The organism is Streptomyces sp. NPDC091682 (genome assembly GCF_044756625.1).
Taxonomy (GTDB): domain Bacteria; phylum Actinomycetota; class Actinomycetes; order Streptomycetales; family Streptomycetaceae; genus Streptomyces.
The window spans coordinates 61843-80058 of sequence record NZ_JBIVTH010000026.1; the positions used below are offsets into that span (position 1 = coordinate 61843).

Annotated in this window: 13 protein-coding genes and 1 pseudogene; 8 read left to right on the top strand and 6 right to left on the bottom strand. The window is 71.7% G+C overall.

Annotated features, from left to right (window positions below):
• The first annotated feature begins 25 nt into the window (after nucleotides 1–25).
• Genes ACIQK6_RS37200 through ACIQK6_RS37210 form a run of 3 tightly spaced genes read left to right on the top strand, consistent with a single transcriptional unit; the run spans nucleotide 26 to nucleotide 3292 of the window.
• Nucleotides 26–463, top strand: coding sequence for a hypothetical protein (locus ACIQK6_RS37200; protein ID WP_329101825.1), 438 nt, complete (start codon nucleotides 26–28; stop codon nucleotides 461–463).
• A 29-nt stretch (nucleotides 464–492) separates the two neighbouring features.
• Nucleotides 493–2640 (top strand): hypothetical protein, encoded by a 2148-nt coding sequence (locus ACIQK6_RS37205; protein ID WP_402696880.1) that lies wholly within the window; start codon nucleotides 493–495, stop codon nucleotides 2638–2640.
• 1 nt (nucleotide 2641) lies between these two features.
• Nucleotides 2642–3292: a hypothetical protein gene (locus ACIQK6_RS37210; RefSeq protein ID WP_402696882.1), complete on the top strand. Its 651-nt coding sequence runs from the start codon at nucleotides 2642–2644 to the stop codon at nucleotides 3290–3292.
• A gap of 25 nt (nucleotides 3293–3317) precedes the next feature.
• Here the strand turns inward: ACIQK6_RS37210 and ACIQK6_RS37215 are convergent, their stop codons facing one another.
• Nucleotides 3318–3668 (bottom strand): hypothetical protein, encoded by a 351-nt coding sequence (locus ACIQK6_RS37215; protein ID WP_329101831.1) that lies wholly within the window; start codon nucleotides 3666–3668, stop codon nucleotides 3318–3320.
• A 148-nt stretch (nucleotides 3669–3816) separates the two neighbouring features.
• Between ACIQK6_RS37215 and ACIQK6_RS37220 the strand changes: the two genes are divergently transcribed.
• Complete coding sequence (locus tag ACIQK6_RS37220; protein WP_402696884.1) at nucleotides 3817–7680, top strand: ABC transporter ATP-binding protein; 3864 nt, start codon at nucleotides 3817–3819, stop codon at nucleotides 7678–7680.
• Nucleotides 7681–7723: 43 nt separating this feature from the next.
• Here the strand turns inward: ACIQK6_RS37220 and ACIQK6_RS37225 are convergent, their stop codons facing one another.
• Complete coding sequence (locus ACIQK6_RS37225; protein WP_402696886.1) at nucleotides 7724–8278, bottom strand: EF-hand domain-containing protein; 555 nt, start codon at nucleotides 8276–8278, stop codon at nucleotides 7724–7726.
• Nucleotides 8279–8579: 301 nt separating this feature from the next.
• Here ACIQK6_RS37225 and ACIQK6_RS37230 point away from each other — a divergent pair, with 301 nt between their 5' ends.
• Nucleotides 8580–8924 carry a hypothetical protein gene (locus ACIQK6_RS37230; protein WP_402696888.1) on the top strand — a complete coding sequence of 115 codons (345 nt, stop codon included), beginning with the start codon at nucleotides 8580–8582 and terminating at the stop codon, nucleotides 8922–8924.
• A gap of 84 nt (nucleotides 8925–9008) precedes the next feature.
• Nucleotides 9009–10442 (top strand): aminopeptidase, encoded by a 1434-nt coding sequence (locus ACIQK6_RS37235; protein WP_329101838.1) that lies wholly within the window; start codon nucleotides 9009–9011, stop codon nucleotides 10440–10442.
• A gap of 44 nt (nucleotides 10443–10486) precedes the next feature.
• Here the strand turns inward: ACIQK6_RS37235 and ACIQK6_RS37240 are convergent, their stop codons facing one another.
• Together ACIQK6_RS37240 and ACIQK6_RS37245 are read right to left on the bottom strand one after the other, a co-directional pair.
• Nucleotides 10487–12238, bottom strand: coding sequence for a glycoside hydrolase family 3 N-terminal domain-containing protein (locus ACIQK6_RS37240; protein ID WP_402696907.1), 1752 nt, complete (start codon nucleotides 12236–12238; stop codon nucleotides 10487–10489).
• Between the two features lie 298 nt (nucleotides 12239–12536).
• Nucleotides 12537–13436 carry a LysR substrate-binding domain-containing protein gene (locus ACIQK6_RS37245; protein WP_329101840.1) on the bottom strand — a complete coding sequence of 300 codons (900 nt, stop codon included), beginning with the start codon at nucleotides 13434–13436 and terminating at the stop codon, nucleotides 12537–12539.
• A gap of 100 nt (nucleotides 13437–13536) precedes the next feature.
• Between ACIQK6_RS37245 and ACIQK6_RS37250 the strand changes: the two genes are divergently transcribed.
• The gene (locus tag ACIQK6_RS37250) at nucleotides 13537–14517 is read left to right on the top strand and encodes an EamA family transporter (protein ID WP_329101842.1); all 981 of its coding nucleotides are present in this window, start codon (nucleotides 13537–13539) and stop codon (nucleotides 14515–14517) included.
• On the opposite strand, the pseudogene ACIQK6_RS37255 reads toward ACIQK6_RS37250, so the two are convergent.
• Both ACIQK6_RS37255 and ACIQK6_RS37260 read right to left on the bottom strand, forming a co-directional pair.
• Nucleotides 14423–14935 (bottom strand): annotated as a pseudogene (locus ACIQK6_RS37255) (GNAT family N-acetyltransferase); the annotation flags it as partial. The gene ACIQK6_RS37250 and the pseudogene ACIQK6_RS37255 overlap by 95 nt on opposite strands.
• 56 nt (nucleotides 14936–14991) lie before the next feature.
• Entirely contained in the window at nucleotides 14992–15561 is a 570-nt protein-coding gene (locus ACIQK6_RS37260; protein WP_329101844.1) for a DUF937 domain-containing protein, read from the bottom strand.
• 306 nt (nucleotides 15562–15867) lie between these two features.
• On the opposite strand from ACIQK6_RS37260, the gene ACIQK6_RS37265 reads away from it, so the two are divergent.
• Nucleotides 15868–18126: an ATP-dependent RecD-like DNA helicase gene (locus ACIQK6_RS37265; RefSeq protein ID WP_329101846.1), complete on the top strand. Its 2259-nt coding sequence runs from the start codon at nucleotides 15868–15870 to the stop codon at nucleotides 18124–18126.
• Nucleotides 18127–18216: the final 90 nt, after the last annotated feature.

Sequence of the window (18216 nt, forward strand, 5' to 3'; positions counted from 1 at the left end):
CCGAGGTGGGTAACGAGGGGGAACGGTGTCATTCGAGCAGGAATGGGCCCAGCAGAAGCAGGCCACGGCCGCCGACTCGTCGCCGCAGATGCGACTGAACCAGGTCCCCACCGACCCCGGAGGCTCCACGCCGCCCGGGTACGGCGTGCTGGCGACGGCGCCGCCCGAGAAGAAGAAGGCGGCCAACACCATCGAGAACGTCCTGCAGCCCGGCACCACGAAGGCGGCGGACGCGGCCGACGAGCCGACGAAGAGCGCGGTCAAGGCCTTCAGCGGCTGGGACACGGCGACGGGCCTGTCGAAGGCGCACACGCACTGGGACGACCAGGTGAAGCGCCTGATGGCACGGCTGGACTCGGAGAAGACGGGCCTGCGCGGGGCTTCGACGCTCCTGTCCGGAACCGATCAGCTGACGGGCAGCAGCTTCCAGCCGGTGCAGTCCAAGGTCACCGGACTCCGCTAACAGGTCACACGGCTCTACCAGGGGGAGACATGCCGAACTACGCCGAGGTCATGCAGACGGACCTCTCCGCGCTCACCACCGCCGCCGACGGCTGGAAGGCCATGGCGACGCAGCTCAAGACCATGGAGGACGTCTACAAGGACGAGGTCCAGAGCGTCTCCGCGGGCAACGGCTGGCTGGGCTCCAGCCAGCAGGCCGCCGCCACCCAGTCCGCCATGACGCGCCAGGAGTACGGAGCCGCGCAGAAGGAAGCCCTGGCCATGGAGTCGCTGCTCCGCGACGCGCACGCCCGGTTCACGGACCTCAAGGCCCGCGTGGTGTCGGCCGTCGCGGAAGCCAAGGAAGCCGGGATGAAGGTCTCGGAGCACGGCGTCGCGAGCTACGACTTCTCCAAGGCCGACCCGGCCAGCGTGAACGCCATCCGCCACGATCCCGACCTCCCGGAGATCGAGCGGTCCTGGACGAGCCGGATCGGTGACTCGGTCAAGGCGATCACGGAGTTCGACCAGGACGTCAAGACGGCCCTGCTGAACGCGTCGGGGGCCGACGGGACCGCGATGTTCGGCTTCAACTCCAAGCCCGTGAACGACGTCGAAGCCGTGGAGGCGCTGGCCCTCACCCAGAAGATCCGCGACGGCAAGGCCTCGCCGGAGGAGCTGCGGCACTACAACGACGTCCTCAAGCAGAACTCCGGGGACCCGCACTTCGGCGAGGCGTACCTGCACGCGTTGGGTGCGAAGGACACCCTGCTGCTGGCGGACCAGATGAACCTGGCGTCCAACGAGCGTGGCACGTCGGCTGCCGACAAGAAGCTCTACGAGTCGATCAATTCCGGCCTCGCGGGGACGATCGCCTCGGGCACCAAGGACCCGGACAGCTACGCCTACAAGCCGTTCGTCAACGGGCTCAAGGAGCAGGGCCCCGAGCTGGTCGCCAAGGGCCTGCGGCCCACGTACGGCTACCAGGCCCTCGTCACGGTGATGGCGAACGGCAGCGGCTACGGCAAGCAGTTCCTCAACGACCTCGGCGACGGCATGATCGAGGCCGAGAAGTCGAAGCCGCACATGTACGACCACGCATGGGACTCCCAGCGCCCGAACCTGGTCTCCGACCCGCTGGACGGCCTGCTGGGCATCATGGCCAAGGACCCGGAGTCGGCGACGTACTTCCTCGACCCCGAGGCGCCGGGCAACAAGAACGAGCACCTGAAGTACATGCTCAGCGACCGCGACATGCCCGACCCCTGGATCTCGACCGGCGTCGGACAGCCGATCGAGATGGACGGCGACAAGACGGCGGGCCTGGGTGCGGCCATCCAGGCGGCGGCCACGGGCCACACGGACGGCGAGAAGCTGGGCCCGCCGGGACCCCACACCGAGGGCCAGGCGCGCGTGATGCACGAGGCGATCCAGCTGCTCGACGCCGATATGAAGGGCGACGAGTTCAAGGAGGACCTTCAGGGCCTGCAACAGCCGATGGCGAAGGCGCTGGTCGACTACGTGGCCGACACCCACGAGATCCTCGGCGGCCAGAACTCCGACCTGGGCATGATCGGTGGTAGCGACTCGATCCACGGTTCGGGCGACAAGGCCCAGATCGCGGTCGGCCAAGGCAGCCTGATCCGCGTGATGCGCGGCATCGCCGACGACGGCCCGTCCTACGCCCTGCTGGTCGAGGCGGAGCGGGCGTACTCGGCCGAGCAGCTCGCGACCGCCGCCCCGTACAAGGGCGACCTGCACGGTGTGAGCGCTGACTGGGACAACCGTGCCCATGGCATCGGCGCGGCCAGCGGCGCGCTCAACGGCATCGGGGCCGACGTCTACAAGGACAAGGAAGACGACCAGACCCAGTGGGCGGAAGGTACGTCCGAACACACGGCTGCCGTTGCGAACGGGCTCATCGGCGAGATTCCGGTCGTGGGGACGGTCGGTGGCTCACTGATCGACTCGCTCAAGTACGAGTGGGTCGAAGGCGTCAAGGACGAGGCCGAGGAGCAGAGCAAGAAGGAGTCCAGCAAGAACTACGCAGCGGGCGTGGAGGGGACCAACGAAATGTTCGATGTGTGGGGTCGCCAGCGGAATGTCGGCGGTGACCCCGCGTTCACTCACGCCAAGAACGAAGCCGGCGAGGGGTTCACCTCGGGACGGGATGCAGCTCGTGCACACCTCATGCCGTGACGTGATCAAGACCCTCGGACGTTCGGCGGCCGCGCTCGTCTGTGTGGCGGCGCTGGCTTCGTGCGCCTCGGGCGAGTCCGAGGCGGAGGCTGACCTGTGCGGGATCAGCGCCTCTTCGGAGGAAGAAGCGCTCGTGCGGGAGATCCTCGGCACCGCGGACTTCGAGACGAAGACCTACAAGTCCAAGAGCGTGCTGGCGGACAAGGTGAAACGGGCATTGCCGGGCATGCGGCCGGGCAAGAATTCGTACTTCAACGCCGCATGCCGCTACCGGGTGGAAGACGAGCATCGCGCCGTCAGTGCGACCTTCTCCTTCGGCTGGTCCCCTCGGGTGCCCCCCGGGCCCCCTTCCGACGGAGTGTCCTACGAACTGAACGGCGCGAGCGGTGTCACGAGCGGGTCCAACTCCACGCTGCTCGTCCAGTGCGATCTGCCTGGTGAACTCGGAGCGCAGTCGCGGAACGTGTGGTTCTCGGCGGACGCCCATTTCTCATTCACCCCGGCCACCGGGACGGATGTGGTGGACCAGGCGGGTAAGGACCGGCGAATGACCCTCACCTACCTCATGGCCCGCCGGGTCACCGACGCGCTCGGTTGCGAGAACGAGCCGCTGGAGAAGCCCCCCGTGGTGAAGCCGCTGCCCGCCCCCTGACCGCCGCCGCGGCCCGGGGCTCCGGTCACGGCCCGGGCCGCTCGTCGTCGTTCTCGTAGGGGTGGAGCAGGAGGCTGATCACGGCCGCCCCGACCGCAGTCGCCAGCCGGGTTCCCCCGCTGTCGGTCACCAGGCTCACGACCTTCGCCGCGACCAGCGCGATGAGGAAGGCGGTGACGAACGGGACGACGGTACGGGCGGTCCGCTGCACGAAGGTGTGGTCGGTCGGTTGCTCGGGGGTGCTCATGGCCCTGGTCCCTTCGGTCCCGCCGCCCCGGTCGGCGGTCGGCATCGGCTCTGCTTCCAGCATCGGGAGCGCGGCCCGGAACGCCCAGATCCGGAAGGTCGGGACTTGACAGGTGTCGGCAGCTCCCATTCACCTCCGCCGCGCCGCCGCCCCCACCCCGGTCGGACGCGGTCCGCGCGCCCCCGCCGTACGGCAGTGCGATTGTTGCGGCGGGATGAAATCCGCCGGTCGGGGCGTTGCCGCTTCCGGCAGGACTGGACGAACGGGGAGGCTTCACGTGGCGGCGGCAGAGACAGCGACCGGGGAGAAACAGGGCTGGGGCAGGCGGCTGGCGGCCTACACCTGGCGGTACAGGACCAATGTGCTGCTCGCGCTCGGCTCCTCGCTGGCCGGCATGGCCGTCATGGCGGTCGTCCCGCTGGTCACCAAGGTGATCATCGATGACGTCATCGGGGACGAGACCAAGCCCATGGCGCCCTGGGCCGGCATGCTCATAGCCGCGGCCCTGCTGGTGTACGTACTGACCTACATACGCAGGTACTACGGCGGGCGGCTCGCCCTCGACGTGCAGCACGACCTGCGCACCGACATGTACAGCACCATCGCCCGCCTCGACGGGCGGCGGCAGGACGAGCTGAACACCGGCCAGGTCGTCGGTCGCGCCACCAGCGACCTCCAGCTGATCCAGGGCCTGCTCTTCATGCTGCCCATGACGATCGGGAACTTCCTGCTCTTCGGGATGTCCCTCGGGATCATGCTCTGGCTCTCGCCGCTGCTGACCCTCGTTGCCCTGCTCATGGCCCCCGCCCTGTGGTTCATCGCCAAGCGCAGCCGCACGAAGCTGTTCCCCGCCACTTGGTGGGCCCAGGGCCAGGCCGCCGCCGTGGCGACCGTCGTCGACGGGGCCGTGACCGGTGTCCGCGTCGTCAAGGGCTTCGGCCAGGAGGAGCAGGAGACCGGCAAGCTGCGCGAAGCCGGCCGCCGGCTGTTCGCCGGGCGGATGCGGACCATCCGGCTCAACTCGCGCTACACCCCCGCCCTCCAGGCCGTCCCCGCCCTCGCCCAGGTCGCCATGCTGGCCCTCGGTGGCTGGATGGCCACCAACGGTCAGGTCACCCTCGGCACCTTCGTCGCCTTCTCCACCTACCTCGCCCAGCTCGTCGGACCCGTCCGCATGCTGGCCATGGTCCTCACCGTCGGACAGCAGGCCCGGGCCGGCGTGGAGCGCGTGTTCGAGCTCATCGACACCGAGCCCGAGATCCACGAGGGCACCCACGAGCTGCCCGCCGGCGCGCCCGCCACGGTCGAGTTCGACGACGTCCGCTTCGGCTACGACCCCGAGCGGCCCGTCCTCGACGGGTTCTCGCTCTCCGTGGCGCAGGGCGAGACCGTCGCCGTCGTCGGCTCCTCGGGCAGCGGCAAGTCCACCGTCGCGCTCCTGCTGCCCCGGTTCTACGACGCCGACGGCGGCGCCGTCCGCGTCGGCGGCCACGACGTGCGCGAGCTGACGTACGACTCCCTGCGCGGCGCGATAGGCCTGGTCCCCGAGGACTCCTTCCTCTTCTCCGACACCATCCGCGCCAACATCGCCTACGGACACCCCGGCGCCACCGAGGAACAGATCGAGGCCGCCGCCCGCGCAGCCCAGGCCGACGGGTTCGTCCGGGACCTGCCCGCCGGGTACGACACCAAGGTCGGCGAGCAGGGGCTCACCCTCTCCGGCGGCCAGCGCCAGCGCATCGCCCTCGCCCGCGCCATCCTCACCGACCCCCGGCTGCTGCTCCTCGACGACGCCACCTCCGCCGTCGACGCCCGCGTCGAGCACGAGATCCACGAGGCCCTGCGCTCCGTCATGGCGGGCCGGACCACCCTGCTGATCGCCCACCGCCGCTCCACGCTCGCGCTGGCCGACCGGATCGCCGTACTCGACCGCGGGCGGCTCGCCGACATCGGCACGCACGAGCAGCTCGAGGGCCGGTCCGCGCTCTACCGCAGGCTGCTCACCGACCCGGACGCGCTCGGCGCCGCCTCGCCGCGGACCCCGGACGCCCGGGTGATGACCGAGTTCGAGCGCGAGCTCGACCGGGACCTCGAACGCGGCATCGAGCTCGAGGCCGAGATCGACTCGGAGCCCGTCAACGCCAAGCGCCGGGTCGCCGGCGGGGTCACCCCCGAGCTCTGGCGCCGCCAGGACGAGCCCGACACCGCCCCCGGCGTCCCCGTTCCCGGCGCCGCACCCGCCGCGGGCGGCGCGCCCGGAGCCGGGCATTCCATGGCCGGGTCCGTCTCCGGCATGCCCGCCACCCCCGAACTGCTCGCGCAGGTCGCCGCGCTGCCGCCCGCCGACGACCTGCCCGAGGTGGACGAGACCCGCGCCGCGGCCGCCGAGGAGAGCTACGGCCTGCGCCGCCTGCTCCGCGGGTTCTGGGCGCCGCTCGCCATCAGCCTCGGCCTCGTCGCCGCGGACGCGGGGGCCGGACTGCTGCTGCCGATCCTGATCCGGCACGGCATCGACCAGGGCGTGGAGCAGGCCGTGCTCGGCGCCGTATGGGCGGCCGCCGGGCTCGCCCTCGCCGTCGTCGTCGCGCAGTGGGCCGCTCAGTTCGCCGAGACCCGCATGACGGGCCGGACCGGCGAGCGCGTGCTGTACGCCCTGCGCGTCAAGATCTTCGCCCAGCTCCAGCGCCTCGGACTCGACTACTACGAGCGCGAGCTGACCGGCAAGATCATGACCCGGATGACCACCGACGTGGACTCGCTGAGCTCCTTCCTGCAGACCGGGCTCGTCACCGCCGTGGTCTCCGTCTTCACCTTCTTCGGCATCCTCATCGCGCTGCTGGTCCTGGACGTCGAGCTCGCGCTGATCGTCTTCGCGACCCTGCCCGTCCTGGTCGTCGGCACGATCGTGTTCCGCCGTAGGTCGGTCGCCGCCTACGAGCTCGCCCGCGACCGGGTCAGCCTGGTCAACGCCGACCTCCAGGAGTCCGTCTCGGGCCTGCGCATCGTCCAGGCCTTCCGCCGCGAGGGCTCGGGCGCCAAGCGCTTCGCCGAGCGCAGCCACTCGTACCGCGAGGCCCGGGTCCGCGGCCAGTGGCTGATATCCGTCTACTTCCCCTTCGTGCAGCTGCTGTCCTCGGGCGCCGCGGCCGCCGTGCTGATCGTCGGCGCGGGCCGGGTGGAGGCCGGGACGCTCACCACCGGCGCGCTGGTCGCGTACCTGCTCTACATCGACCTGTTCTTCGCGCCCGTCCAGCAGCTCTCCCAGGTCTTCGACGGCTACCAGCAGGCCACGGTCGCCCTCGGCCGCATCCAGGGGCTGCTGCGCGAGCCCACCACCACCCCGCTGCCCGAGCGGCCGCGCGCACTGGAATCCCTGCGCGGGGAGATCACCTTCGAGGACGTCCGCTTCCAGTACGGGACGGCCGAGGAGCGGGGCGAGAAGGGTGAGGCCCTGGCCGGCATCAACCTGCGGATACCCGCCGGGCAGACCGTCGCCTTCGTCGGCGAGACCGGAGCCGGGAAGTCCACCCTGGTCAAGATGGTGGCCCGGTTCTACGACCCGACCTCCGGCCGGGTCACCGCCGACGGCGCGGACATAAGGGAGCTGGACCTGACGGCGTACCGCCACCGGCTGGGTGTCGTCCCCCAGGAGGCCTACCTCTTCCCGGGGACCGTCCGCGACGCCATCGCCTACGGGAGCCCCGCGGCGAGCGACGCCGAGGTGGAGGCCGCCGCCCGCGCGGTCGGCGCCCACGACATGATCGCCACCCTCGACGGCGGCTACCTGCACACCGTCGCCGAGCGCGGCCGCAACCTCTCCGCGGGCCAGCGCCAGCTGATCGCACTGGCCCGGGCCGAGCTGGTCGACCCGGACGTGCTGCTGCTCGACGAGGCCACCGCCGCCCTTGACCTGGCCACCGAAGCCCAGGTCAACCAGGCCACCGACCGGCTCGCGGGCAAGCGCACCACCCTGGTGGTCGCGCACCGGCTGACCACCGCGGCGCGCGCCGACCGGGTCGTGGTCATGGACCGCGGCCGGGTGGTGGAGGACGGCACCCACACCGAACTCCTCGCGCGCGGTGGCCGCTACGCCGAGCTGTGGCGCACCTTCGTCGGCGAGGACGAGCGCGCCGCGGCCTGAGCCGACCGCCCGTCGGAGACCGCCTTTCGGGGACGCCCCGGGATCAGAACTCGCCGAAGAGCAAGTTCCCCGGGGCGTCCTCGTCGGTGCCGGTGTAGTACTCGCGTACCGCGGCGAGCAGTTCGTCGACGGTGAGGCGGCCGTCCCCGTTCGCGTCGATGCGGCGGAAGAGCGCCTCGGTGTCGGCGGGGCTCAGCCGCGTGTCGAACACCTCCTGCGCCCGGTGGAACTCCTGCGGGCTGATGAGCCCGTCTCCGTCGGTGTCGACGATCGTCAGGATCGCGCTCATCATCGGGCGGAACGAGCGGTCGTAGGCGGGCCCGCCCTGTGCGTACAGGCGGGTCATGCCCCGCTTGTACTCCTCGGGCGTGACCTTGCCGTCCCGGTCGACGTCCAGCTCGGTGAACAGGTCCTGCCAGAAGTCGGCGAGGCCGCCCATCACGCGCTCCGCCTTGGGCGAGTCGGTCGGCTCCGCGAGGGCCGTCAGCAGCCGGGAGCCGAGCGCGATGATGTCGTCGGCGTCGATCACGCCGCTCCGGTCGGCGTCCAGGTGCGTGAAGGCGCGCGCCAGCTTGCGGTCGAGCAGGTCGTTCGTCATCTCAGGGCCTTTCACGGCTGCCGCCACCACCGGTGCGGTCACGGCGAGCGGGATATGAATCACCTAGCGTAATCGCCCGCTCGGGTGCGAACTCCCGCTGCCTTCCCGGGGGATGGTGGATGCACCCGTACGAGGGAGGTGGCCGGTGTCGGCGGGTAGGGCCCTTGCGCGCGGCAACCATCCGGAGGGTTCAGACGTCGTACGTGCGTGCGTGCATCGTGCGTACGACCGATCGGGGGACAGGGTGTTGCAGGGGTGGAGGAGGCGCGGCCGCCGGGTCGCGTCCCTGGGGGTGTTCGCAGTGGCGCTGTGGCTCTGCGCGGGCGGACTGTGCACGTCATCGGCGGCGCAGGCCGCGACGGAGGGCTGTGGGGGTCGGTTGGCCCGGACGGTGGCGTTCGAGACGGGTGAGGTGCGGGTCTACAAGAGCCGCAACCAGGCCTGCGCGATGACCGTGGCGCGGATCTCCGGCGAGCGGCGCCGGATGGCGGTGAGCATTCAGCCGCGCGGCGGCGCCCCGGTGCGCGAGGCCGGGCGGTTCGCCCGATATGCCGGGCCCGTCACCGTGGGCGCGATCAACCGCTGCGTGTATGTAAAGGGGAGCGTCGGGGCCGGATCTGCGGATTCCGGCTGGATCCTGTGCTGACGGACAGGCCCAACTGGGTCTGGTCAGTGAAGCGTTGACCCGACTAGGTTCACGGCGACCGAAGTGAACTCAAGGGGAGGGTGAATGCGCAAGACGCTCGGATGGCTGCTGTCGCTCGTGGTGCTCATCGGCACCATGGGTGCGGCCGGCTCCACGGCGCAAGCGGCCACCGCCGCACAGCCGGCGGCCGCCACGGACATCAAGGACCAGATCCTCGGCATTCCCGGGATGAGCCTGATCGAGGAGAAGCCGTACCCCGGCTACCGCTTCTTCGTACTGAACTACGAGCAGCCGGTGGATCACCGGCAGCCGTGGAAGGGCACCTTCAAACAGCGCCTGACCCTGTTGCACAAGGACGTCTCGCGGCCGTCGGTGTTCTACACCTCCGGCTACAACGTCAGCACCAATCCGCGCCGCAGCGAGCCGACGACCATCATCGACGGCAACCAGGTGTCCATGGAGTATCGATTCTTCACTCCCTCCCGGCCCGACCCGGCCAACTGGTCGAACCTGGACATCTGGCAGGCCGCCAGTGACCAGCACCGCATCTTCACCGCCCTGAAGAAGATCTACAAGAAGAACTGGCTGGCCACGGGCGCCAGCAAGGGCGGCATGACGGCGACGTACTACGAGCGCTTCTACCCGCGCGACATGGACGGTGTCGTCGCGTACGTCGCGCCCAACGACGTCGTCAACCACGAGGACTCCGCCTACGACCGGTTCTTCGCCAAGGTCGGCACCAAGGAGTGCCGCGACAAGCTGAACGCCGTCCAGCGCGAGGCACTGGTGCGCCGCGAGCCGCTGGAGGCCAAGTACGCGGTCGCCGCCGCCGAGAACGGCTGGACCTTCACCACCATCGGCGACCTCGACAAGGCCTACGAGGCCGTCGTGCTCGACTACGTGTGGGCCTTCTGGCAGTACAGCCTGCTCGCCGACTGCGCCTCGATCCCGGCCGCCGCCACCGCGAGCGACCAGCAGATCTGGGACACGATCGACGCGATCTCCGGCTTCTCGGCCTACACCGACCAGGGCCTGGAGACGTACACGCCGTACTACTACCAGGCTGGTACCCAGCTCGGCTCCCCGGACATCAAGCAGCCGCACCTGAAGGGCCTGAGCCGCTACGGCTACCAGCCGCCGCGCAACTTCGTGCCCCGCGACATCCCCATGACCTTCCAGCCGGGGGCGATGGCTGACGTGGACAAGTGGGTGCGCGACAACGCCCACCAGATGCTCTTCGTGTACGGGCAGAACGACCCGTGGGGCGCCGAGCAGTTCCGCCTCGGCTACGGGGTGCGCGACAGCTACGTGATGATCGCGCCGGGCGCCAACCACGGGGCGAACGTCGCCAAGCTGATGGACGGCGAGAAGGCCCTCGCCACCTCGAAGATCCTGCAGTGGGCCGGGGTGGCCCCGGCCGCCGCGCTCGCTGACGCGGGGAAGGCCGCGCCGCTGGCGGCGCCGGACGCGCAGCTCGACCAGCGCGACCTGGAGCGCGAGCCGCAGCTGCGGCCGTAACCGGGGATCCGAGACCCGCGGTCCGCGGGCCGGCGCCTGAGGGATCAGCGCGTCAGCCCGTGGCCCAGCGGGTAGCGGCCCGGGACCGGGACGGGGAGGCGGCCGGCCGGCCGCAGCGCCCCCGTGAGCACCCGGGCCGCCGCCCGCATCTCCACGTCCGTCCAGGAGTACGTCGCCAGCTCCGCCGCGCACTGCGACAGCCGGGCCGGGTCGTACGGGTTGCGGACCGCCAGCGAGACGACCGGCACGCCGGAGGCGACGAGGTCCGCGACCAGCGTGCGCTGCGCACTCTCGCCCTCCGGGACGTTGTACGTGCACACCAACACCGCCGCGTGACCGGCCGCAGCGGCCACGGCGCGGGCCGGCGGCACCGCCGTGGCCCGGCAGCCCAATGCGGTCAGCTCCCGGGCCAGTACGACCGTAGGGGGTCCGGTCGTACCCGTGGGGGAGACCGGGTCGGCCCCGGTGACCAGCAGGCGTGGTCCGGCCGTCGCATCGAAGGGCACCAGCCCTCGGGGATTGGCCAGCAGGGTCGTCGTGGCGGCCGCGATCGCGTCGGCGGCGTCGAGGTGCTTCTGGACGCCCACCACGGCCGCCACCTCCCGGCCCGTGGGGTACGCCTCGTCCAACAGTCCCCGCCGGGACTTCAGTTCCAGGATCCGCAGCACCGACTCCTCGAGGCGCGCCTGCGTCAGCTCGCCCGACTCGACGGCCGCCCGCACGCCGCGCTGCGCGAGGCCCAGGTCCGGCGGGTTCAACAGCTGGTCGCAGCCGGCCAGCAGGGCCAGTACCGGGACGCGGTCGTCCCCGTACTTCTGGCGGACCCCGGCCATGTCCAGGGCGTCGGTGACCACCACCCCCTCGAAGCCGAGGCGTTCGCGCAGCAGACCGGTGACGATCGGCCGGGAGAGGGTCGCCGGGTCCCCCGAGGGATCGAGCGCGGGGAAGACGATGTGCGCCGTCATGATGGCGTCCACGCCCGCCTCCACCGCCGCCCGGAAGGGCGGCTCGTCCAACTCCTCCCAGGAGGCCCGGGTGTGCCGCATCACCGGCAGCCCGACGTGGCTGTCGGTCTCGGTGTCCCCGTGGCCCGGGAAGTGCTTGGCGGTCGCGGCCACCCCGGCCCCCTGGTAGCCGCGGACCTGGGCGGCCACCAGCTCCGCCACGGCGTGCGGGTCGGAGCCGAAGGACCGGACGCCGATCACCGGATTGGCCGGGTTGACGTTGACGTCGGCCACCGGTGCGTAGTCCTGCCGGATGCCCATGGCGGCCAGCTCGGAGCCCGCGATGCGCGCGGCCCGCAGGGCGTGGGCGGTGGAGCCGGCCGCACCGAGCGCCATCGCCCCCGGGAGCAGGGTCGCGGGCTTGCCGATCCGGGCGACGGCGCCGTGCTCCTGGTCGGTGGAGAGCAGCAGGGGGATCCGGGGACCGGTGGTGAGGGCGGCCTGCTGGAGGCCGACCGAGAGCGCGGCGATCTGCTGCGGGCCGCGGGTGTTGTGGGCCCAGGCGAAGTAGATGATCCCGCCGAGGTGGTAGCGGGAGACCAGTTCGGCGGCGGTGCGCACCCCGAACGCCGCCAGGTTCTGCTCGGCGTCCGCCGGATCGGGGTCGGTCGCCGAATGCCCGTAGGCCCGTGAGACGAAGAGCTGCCCGACCTTCTCGTCGAGGCTCATCCGGTCCACGAGGGCGCGCAGCCGCGCCCGGCCGGGGCGGCGGCCCGGGGGCCGCGCGTCGTCGGGGGCGTGAGGGGGGCGCACCGCGGCGGAAGCCGCCCCGGCGGCCGTGACGGCGACCATGGCGGCTGCGGCGAGCAGGTTCCGGCGGGAGGCGTGGTACGGCACGCGCCGGACCCTACCGCTGCCGCTCGGACGGGGCCGGGCGTGTCGGCTGCGTGTCGCCCCTCCGGGGCGGGGGGCCTACCGGCCGGGGTCTGCGGGTGGGGTCGGCCGGCCGGGGTCTGCGACCGGGGCCCGGCGGCGCGGGCCGACGGGGCCGGCCGCGCGCCGGGGTGTCGCCTCGGGTGCCGAACGCGGCGGGGCGGCGTGCCGCGCGGGGCGGTTGCGTTCGGCGCCCTGCGGGGACACCCCGTCGGGGCTAGGCAGTCGCCCAGTGCTCCTGAAGGCTCCGTACGGCCTCGGTGATCGCGGGGCGCCGGGCGGCCCCGGTCCGCCACAGGGCGTACAACCGGCGTACGGGGCCCGGCTCCAGCGGTACGGCCACGGCCCCCGACGGCAGCGCGCCGGTGCCCAGCCGGGGTACGACGGCCACCCCGAGCCCGGCCGCGACCAGGGCGACGATGGTGTGGTTCTCCTCCGCGACGTGCGCGATGTCAGGTTCGAACCCGGCGGTGCGCAGGGTCCGCACCAGCCAGTCGTGGCAGACCCGGCCGGGCGGCTGGCAGACCCAGCGTTCGCCGCCGAGGTCGGAGCGCCGGATGACCCGGCGCGTGGTGAAGGGATGCCCGGCCGGTACGACCAGGTCGCAGAGGTCGTCCCCGATCACCGCCTGCTCGATGCCCTCCGGCGCGGGCAGCGGGGCGATGTCCCAGTCGTGGGCCACCGCCAGATCGGTGACCCCCCGGGCCACCAGTTCCACGGACAGGTGCGGGTCCACTTCGGTGAGCCGGACGTCCAGCGCCGGATGCCGGCGGGCCAGGTCGGCCAGCACCTGCGGCAGCAGCCCGCGCGCCGCCGAGGCGAACGCGGCCACCGTCAGCAGCCCGCCGGGCTGCCCCCGCCGCTCTTCCAGGGTGGTCTCGGTGCGCTCCACGATCGCCAGCAACTCCTGCGCGGCGTCGGCCAGATGGCGGGCCTCCTCGGTGAGCGCGACCCCGCGCCCGCGCCGCTCCAGCAGGGTGGTGCGGGTCTCGCGTTCCAGCTTGGAGATCTGCTGGGAGACCGCCGATGGGGTGTAGCCGAGGGCGGCCGCCGCGCCGGCGACCGAGCCGTGGACGGAGACGGCGTGCAGGGCGCGCAGCCGGGCGAGATCGAGCATGCCCCCATCGTGGCACCACCCGTATTCGTAAGCAATGCTTCATCCATCCCGGAAGGAATCCGCGCTGGTGCTACATGGTCGGGCGGTCGATGCTCGAAGCATGCGTCCCGTACACACCGCCCTCGCCGTGCTCGTCGCCGCCGTCTGGGGCTTCAACTTCGTGGTCATCCAGATCGGCCTCGACCACTTCCCGCCCCTGCTCCTGTCCGCCCTGCGCTTCCTCGTCGCCGCCCTGCCCGCCGTGTTCTTCGTCGGGCGGCCCAAGGCCGCCTGGAAGTGGATCGTCGGCGTCGGGATCGCCCTCGGCGTGGCCAAGTTCGGCCTGCTCTTCACCGGCATGGACGCCGGCATGCCGGCCGGGCTGTCCTCGCTCGTGCTCCAGGTCCAGTCCGTCTTCACCGCCGTCCTCGCCGCCGTCGTGCTGCGCGAGCGGCCGGGCCGGGTGCGGATGCTCGGGATGGCCGTGGCGCTCGCCGGGATCGCGGTCGCCGCAGTGGACGGCGGGAGCTCCGGGCCGGTGCTCGGCTTCACGCTGGTCGTGGCGGCCGCCGCCTGCTGGGGCGTGTCCAACGTCCTGACCCGCAAGGCAGCCCCGCCCGACGCCCTGAACTTCATGGTGTGGGTTTGCACGGTTCCGGTCCTGCCGCTGCTCGCGCTCTCGCTGCTGCTGGAGGGCCCCGAGCGGGACCTGGCCGCGCTGCGGGCCCTGGACTGGTCCGGGGCGGCCGTCATCGGATATGTCGCCTGGGTGTCCACCGTCTTCGGGTTCGCCGCCTGGAGCTACCTGCTGCGCCGCTACCCGGCCTCCGCGGTGGCCCCGTTCTCGCTGCTGGTCCCGGTCTTCGGGATGTCCTCCGCGGCCCTGGTCCTCGGGGAGTCCGTCTCGGGACTGCGCTGGCTGGCGGCCGTACTGCTGGTGGGCGGGGTGGCGCTGACCTCGCTGGCCCCGGCGCGCGCCGTGAACCGTACGGGGGTCGGTTCGGGCGTCAGCGCGGGGAGCCCTCCCGCAACGGCAGCCGCCAGTCCTGCCCCGTCAGGCTCGCTCCGTACGAGCGGTGCGGCCGCTCCGCGATCAGGGTGAACCCGGCCTTCAGGTAGAGCTCGCGGGCGTCGGTCAGCACGTCGTTGGTCCACAGCACCAGCTCGCGGTAGCCGACCGAGCGGGCGAAGGCCACGACGGTGTCGACGAGCAGGCTGCCGACGCCGCGGCCGCGGCCCTCGGGGTCGACCAGGAGCAGCCGTAGTCGGGCGGTGCCGGGTGCGCCCTCCTCCCGTACGCACATCACCGAGCCGACGGGCCGGCCGTCCAGCTCCGCGATCCACACCCGTTCCAGGTGGGGGTCGTGGTCCTGGGCGAAGTCCCCGACGATCCGGGCGACCAGGCCCTCGAAGTCGCTGTTCCAGCCGTACTCGGCGGCGTACAGAGCGCCGTGGCGCTGCACGATCCACCCCAGGTCCCCCGGTTCCGGGTCGCGCAGCCGTACGCCTTCAGCCATGGGGCAACTCTAGGGGGAGGGTGCGCCGGTGGGACCCCGAAGGGGCCATTTCTTGCCGCCTATTTCTTGCCACCGCCGAGGATTTCGCCGAGCAGGTCGCCGAGGCCGCCGCTCGTTCCCGAGCCCGCTCCCGGGCTCGCTCCCGCGCCCGCTCCGGGGGTCGCGCCGGCCGCCCCGGTACTGGCCGGCCCGGTGCCGGCCGCCCTGCCGGAGGCACGCTTGGCGAGGACCGCCAGGACGACCGGGATCAGCATCTCGATGACCCTGCTGATGGTGGCCGCGGGGATGCCGGTCCGCTTCGAGACGGCGGCGGCCACGGGCCTGCTCACCTTGGCGAGCACGCCGGCCATCATGCCGCCGCTGAGCAGGCCGCCGAGGCCGCCGAACGTGGCCACGCCCTCCAGCGGTGGTTCGGCCTCGGTCACCTCGACGATGGCCCGGCGCACCTCCACGCCGTCGGCGTCGTCCGCGTCGGCCTTCTGTCGGAGGCCGCCGGTCATGGCGCCGACGGTCTCCGCGACGGTCTCCCGGGCGCCGGAGTCGTCCGTGCCGAGCAAGCCGGCGATCTCGGTCAGCTTGTCGTCGCCGAGTTCGCCCAGCACGTCGTCCTGGAATGAGGATTCGCTCATGCCTGAAACGCTACTTCCGTGCCGTTTTGCCGGCACCTTGAGTAGGCGCTGGGTAACGGAAACGCAAAGCTGTGGCTCCGGATGCAACCCTGCGGGCGCATCGCGGGTCGTATGTTGCGTCGGCGCTTCCGGGGAGGGATCTGGGGGGATCGGGAAGTCCGACACGGGAGGGGTAACCGTGAGGGGGTCCGGCCGCGAGGCGGGACCCCCTTTGCGTCGCCCCGCCGCACCACCCCCTCGCACTGCTCCCTTCGTCGTTGTCCACAGGCCTGACGCGCTGTCGGCGCCGCCCGGTAGTTTCGGGTCATGGCAGCAGCAGACGGGGTTCCGCGGGCGGTGCAACTGGCAGTGGTCGACGGCGTGCTCGAACGCATCACCTACGCCAACGAGGAGAACGGGTACACGGTCGCCCGCGTGGACACCGGCCGGGGCAGCGGCGATCTGCTCACGGTCGTCGGCTCGCTGCTGGGCGCCCAGCCCGGCGAGTCCCTGCGGATGGAGGGCCGCTGGGGCTCCCACCCGCAGTACGGCAAGCAGTTCACCGTGGAGAACTACCAGACCGTGCTCCCGGCGACCATCCAGGGCATCCGCCGCTACCTCGGCTCCGGCCTGATCAAGGGCATCGGCCCGAAGATCGCCGACCGGATCGTGGAGCACTTCGGCACCGACACCCTCGACGTCATCGAGGGCGAGCCGAAGCGCCTGATCGAGGTACCCGGGCTCGGCCCCAAGCGGACGAAGATGATCGGTGCGGCCTGGGAAGAGCAGAAGGCCATCAAGGAGGTCATGGTCTTCCTCCAGGGCGTCGGCGTCTCCACCTCCATCGCCGTGCGCATCTACAAGAAGTACGCCGACGCCTCCATTTCCGTGGTGAAGAACCAGCCCTACCGGCTCGCCGCCGACGTGTGGGGCATCGGCTTCCTCACCGCCGACCGCATCGCCCAGGCCGTCGGCATCCCGCACGACAGCCCCGAACGGGTCAAGGCCGGCCTCCAGTACGCCCTGTCCCAGTCCACCGACCAGGGACACTGCTTCCTGCCCGAGGACCGGCTCATCGCCGACGGGGTCAAGCTGCTCCAGGTGGACACGGGGTTGGTGATCGACTGCCTGGCCGAACTCGCCGCCGACCCGGAAGGGGTCGTACGGGAGCCCGTACCGGATCCGCAGGGCGGGCCGGACCCGCTGACCGCCGTGTACCTGGTGCCCTTCCACCGGGCCGAGCTGTCCCTGGTGGGGCAGGTGCGCCGGCTGCTGCAGGCCGAGGACGACCGGATGCCGGGCTTCCAGGACGTGGACTGGGAGAAGGCCCTGGGCTGGCTCGCCGGACGGACGGGGGCCACGCTCGCCCCCGAGCAGCGGGACGCCGTGAAGCTGGCGCTGACCCGCCGGGTCGCCGTCCTCACGGGCGGGCCCGGCTGCGGGAAGTCCTTCACCGTTCGCTCGATCGTCGAGCTGGCCCGGGCGAAGAAGGCCAAGGTGGTGCTGGCCGCGCCCACCGGCCGGGCGGCGAAGCGGCTGGCCGAGCTCACCGGGGCCGAGGCCTCCACGGTGCACCGGCTGCTGGAGCTCAAACCGGGCGGAGACGCGGCGTACGACCGGGACCGGCCGTTGGACGCCGACCTGGTCGTCGTCGACGAGGCCTCGATGCTGGACCTGCTGCTGGCCAACAAGCTGGTCAAGGCGGTGGCGCCGGGGGCGCACCTGCTGCTGGTCGGCGACGTGGACCAGCTGCCGTCGGTCGGCGCCGGGGAGGTGCTGCGGGACCTGCTGGCCGAGGGCGGCCCGGTGCCCGCGGTGCGGCTGACCCGGATCTTCCGGCAGGCCCAGCAGTCCGGCGTGGTCACCAACGCCCACCGGATCAACACCGGGTTGCCGCCGATCACGGACGGGCTGCCGGACTTCTTCCTGTTCCCGGAGGAGGACACCGAAGCGGCCGGGGTGCTGGCCGTGGACGTGGCCGCACGAAGGATTCCGGCCAGATTCGGGCTCGACCCGCGGCGGGACGTCCAGGTGCTCGCGCCGATGCACCGCGGCCCGGCCGGCGCCGGGAACCTCAACGGACTGCTCCAACAAGCGATGACACCGGCCCGGCCGAACCTGCCGGAGAAGAGGTTCGGCGGCCGGGTCTTCCGGGTGGGCGACAAGGTGACCCAGATCCGGAACAACTACGAGAAGGGCGCCAACGGCGTCTTCAACGGCACGCTCGGCGTGGTCACCGGTCTGGACGTGGACGAACAGCGCCTGACGGTAAGGACGGAGGAGGACGAGGAGATCGTGTACGAATTCGGTGAGCTCGACGAGCTGGCCCACGCGTACGCCGTCACCATTCACCGTTCACAGGGGAGTGAATATCCGGCGGTGGTGATCCCCGTCACCACCGGGGCCTGGATGATGCTCCAGCGCAACCTGCTCTACACGGCGGTGACCAGGGCGAAGAAACTGGTCGTCCTCGTTGGGTCCCGCAAGGCCCTCGGTCAGGCGGTGCGTACCGTTTCCGCAGGCAGGAGGTACACGGCGGTCGCCGCCAGGCTGTCCGGCCGGATACCGGTGGGAAACATCACCTAGATGATCGATCATTTGGGGTTCCCGCACCGGTGCGGAGGGGGCAGGATGAGCAGGTTGGCGGCACTGAGTGCCGCCAGAAGCACCAAAGGC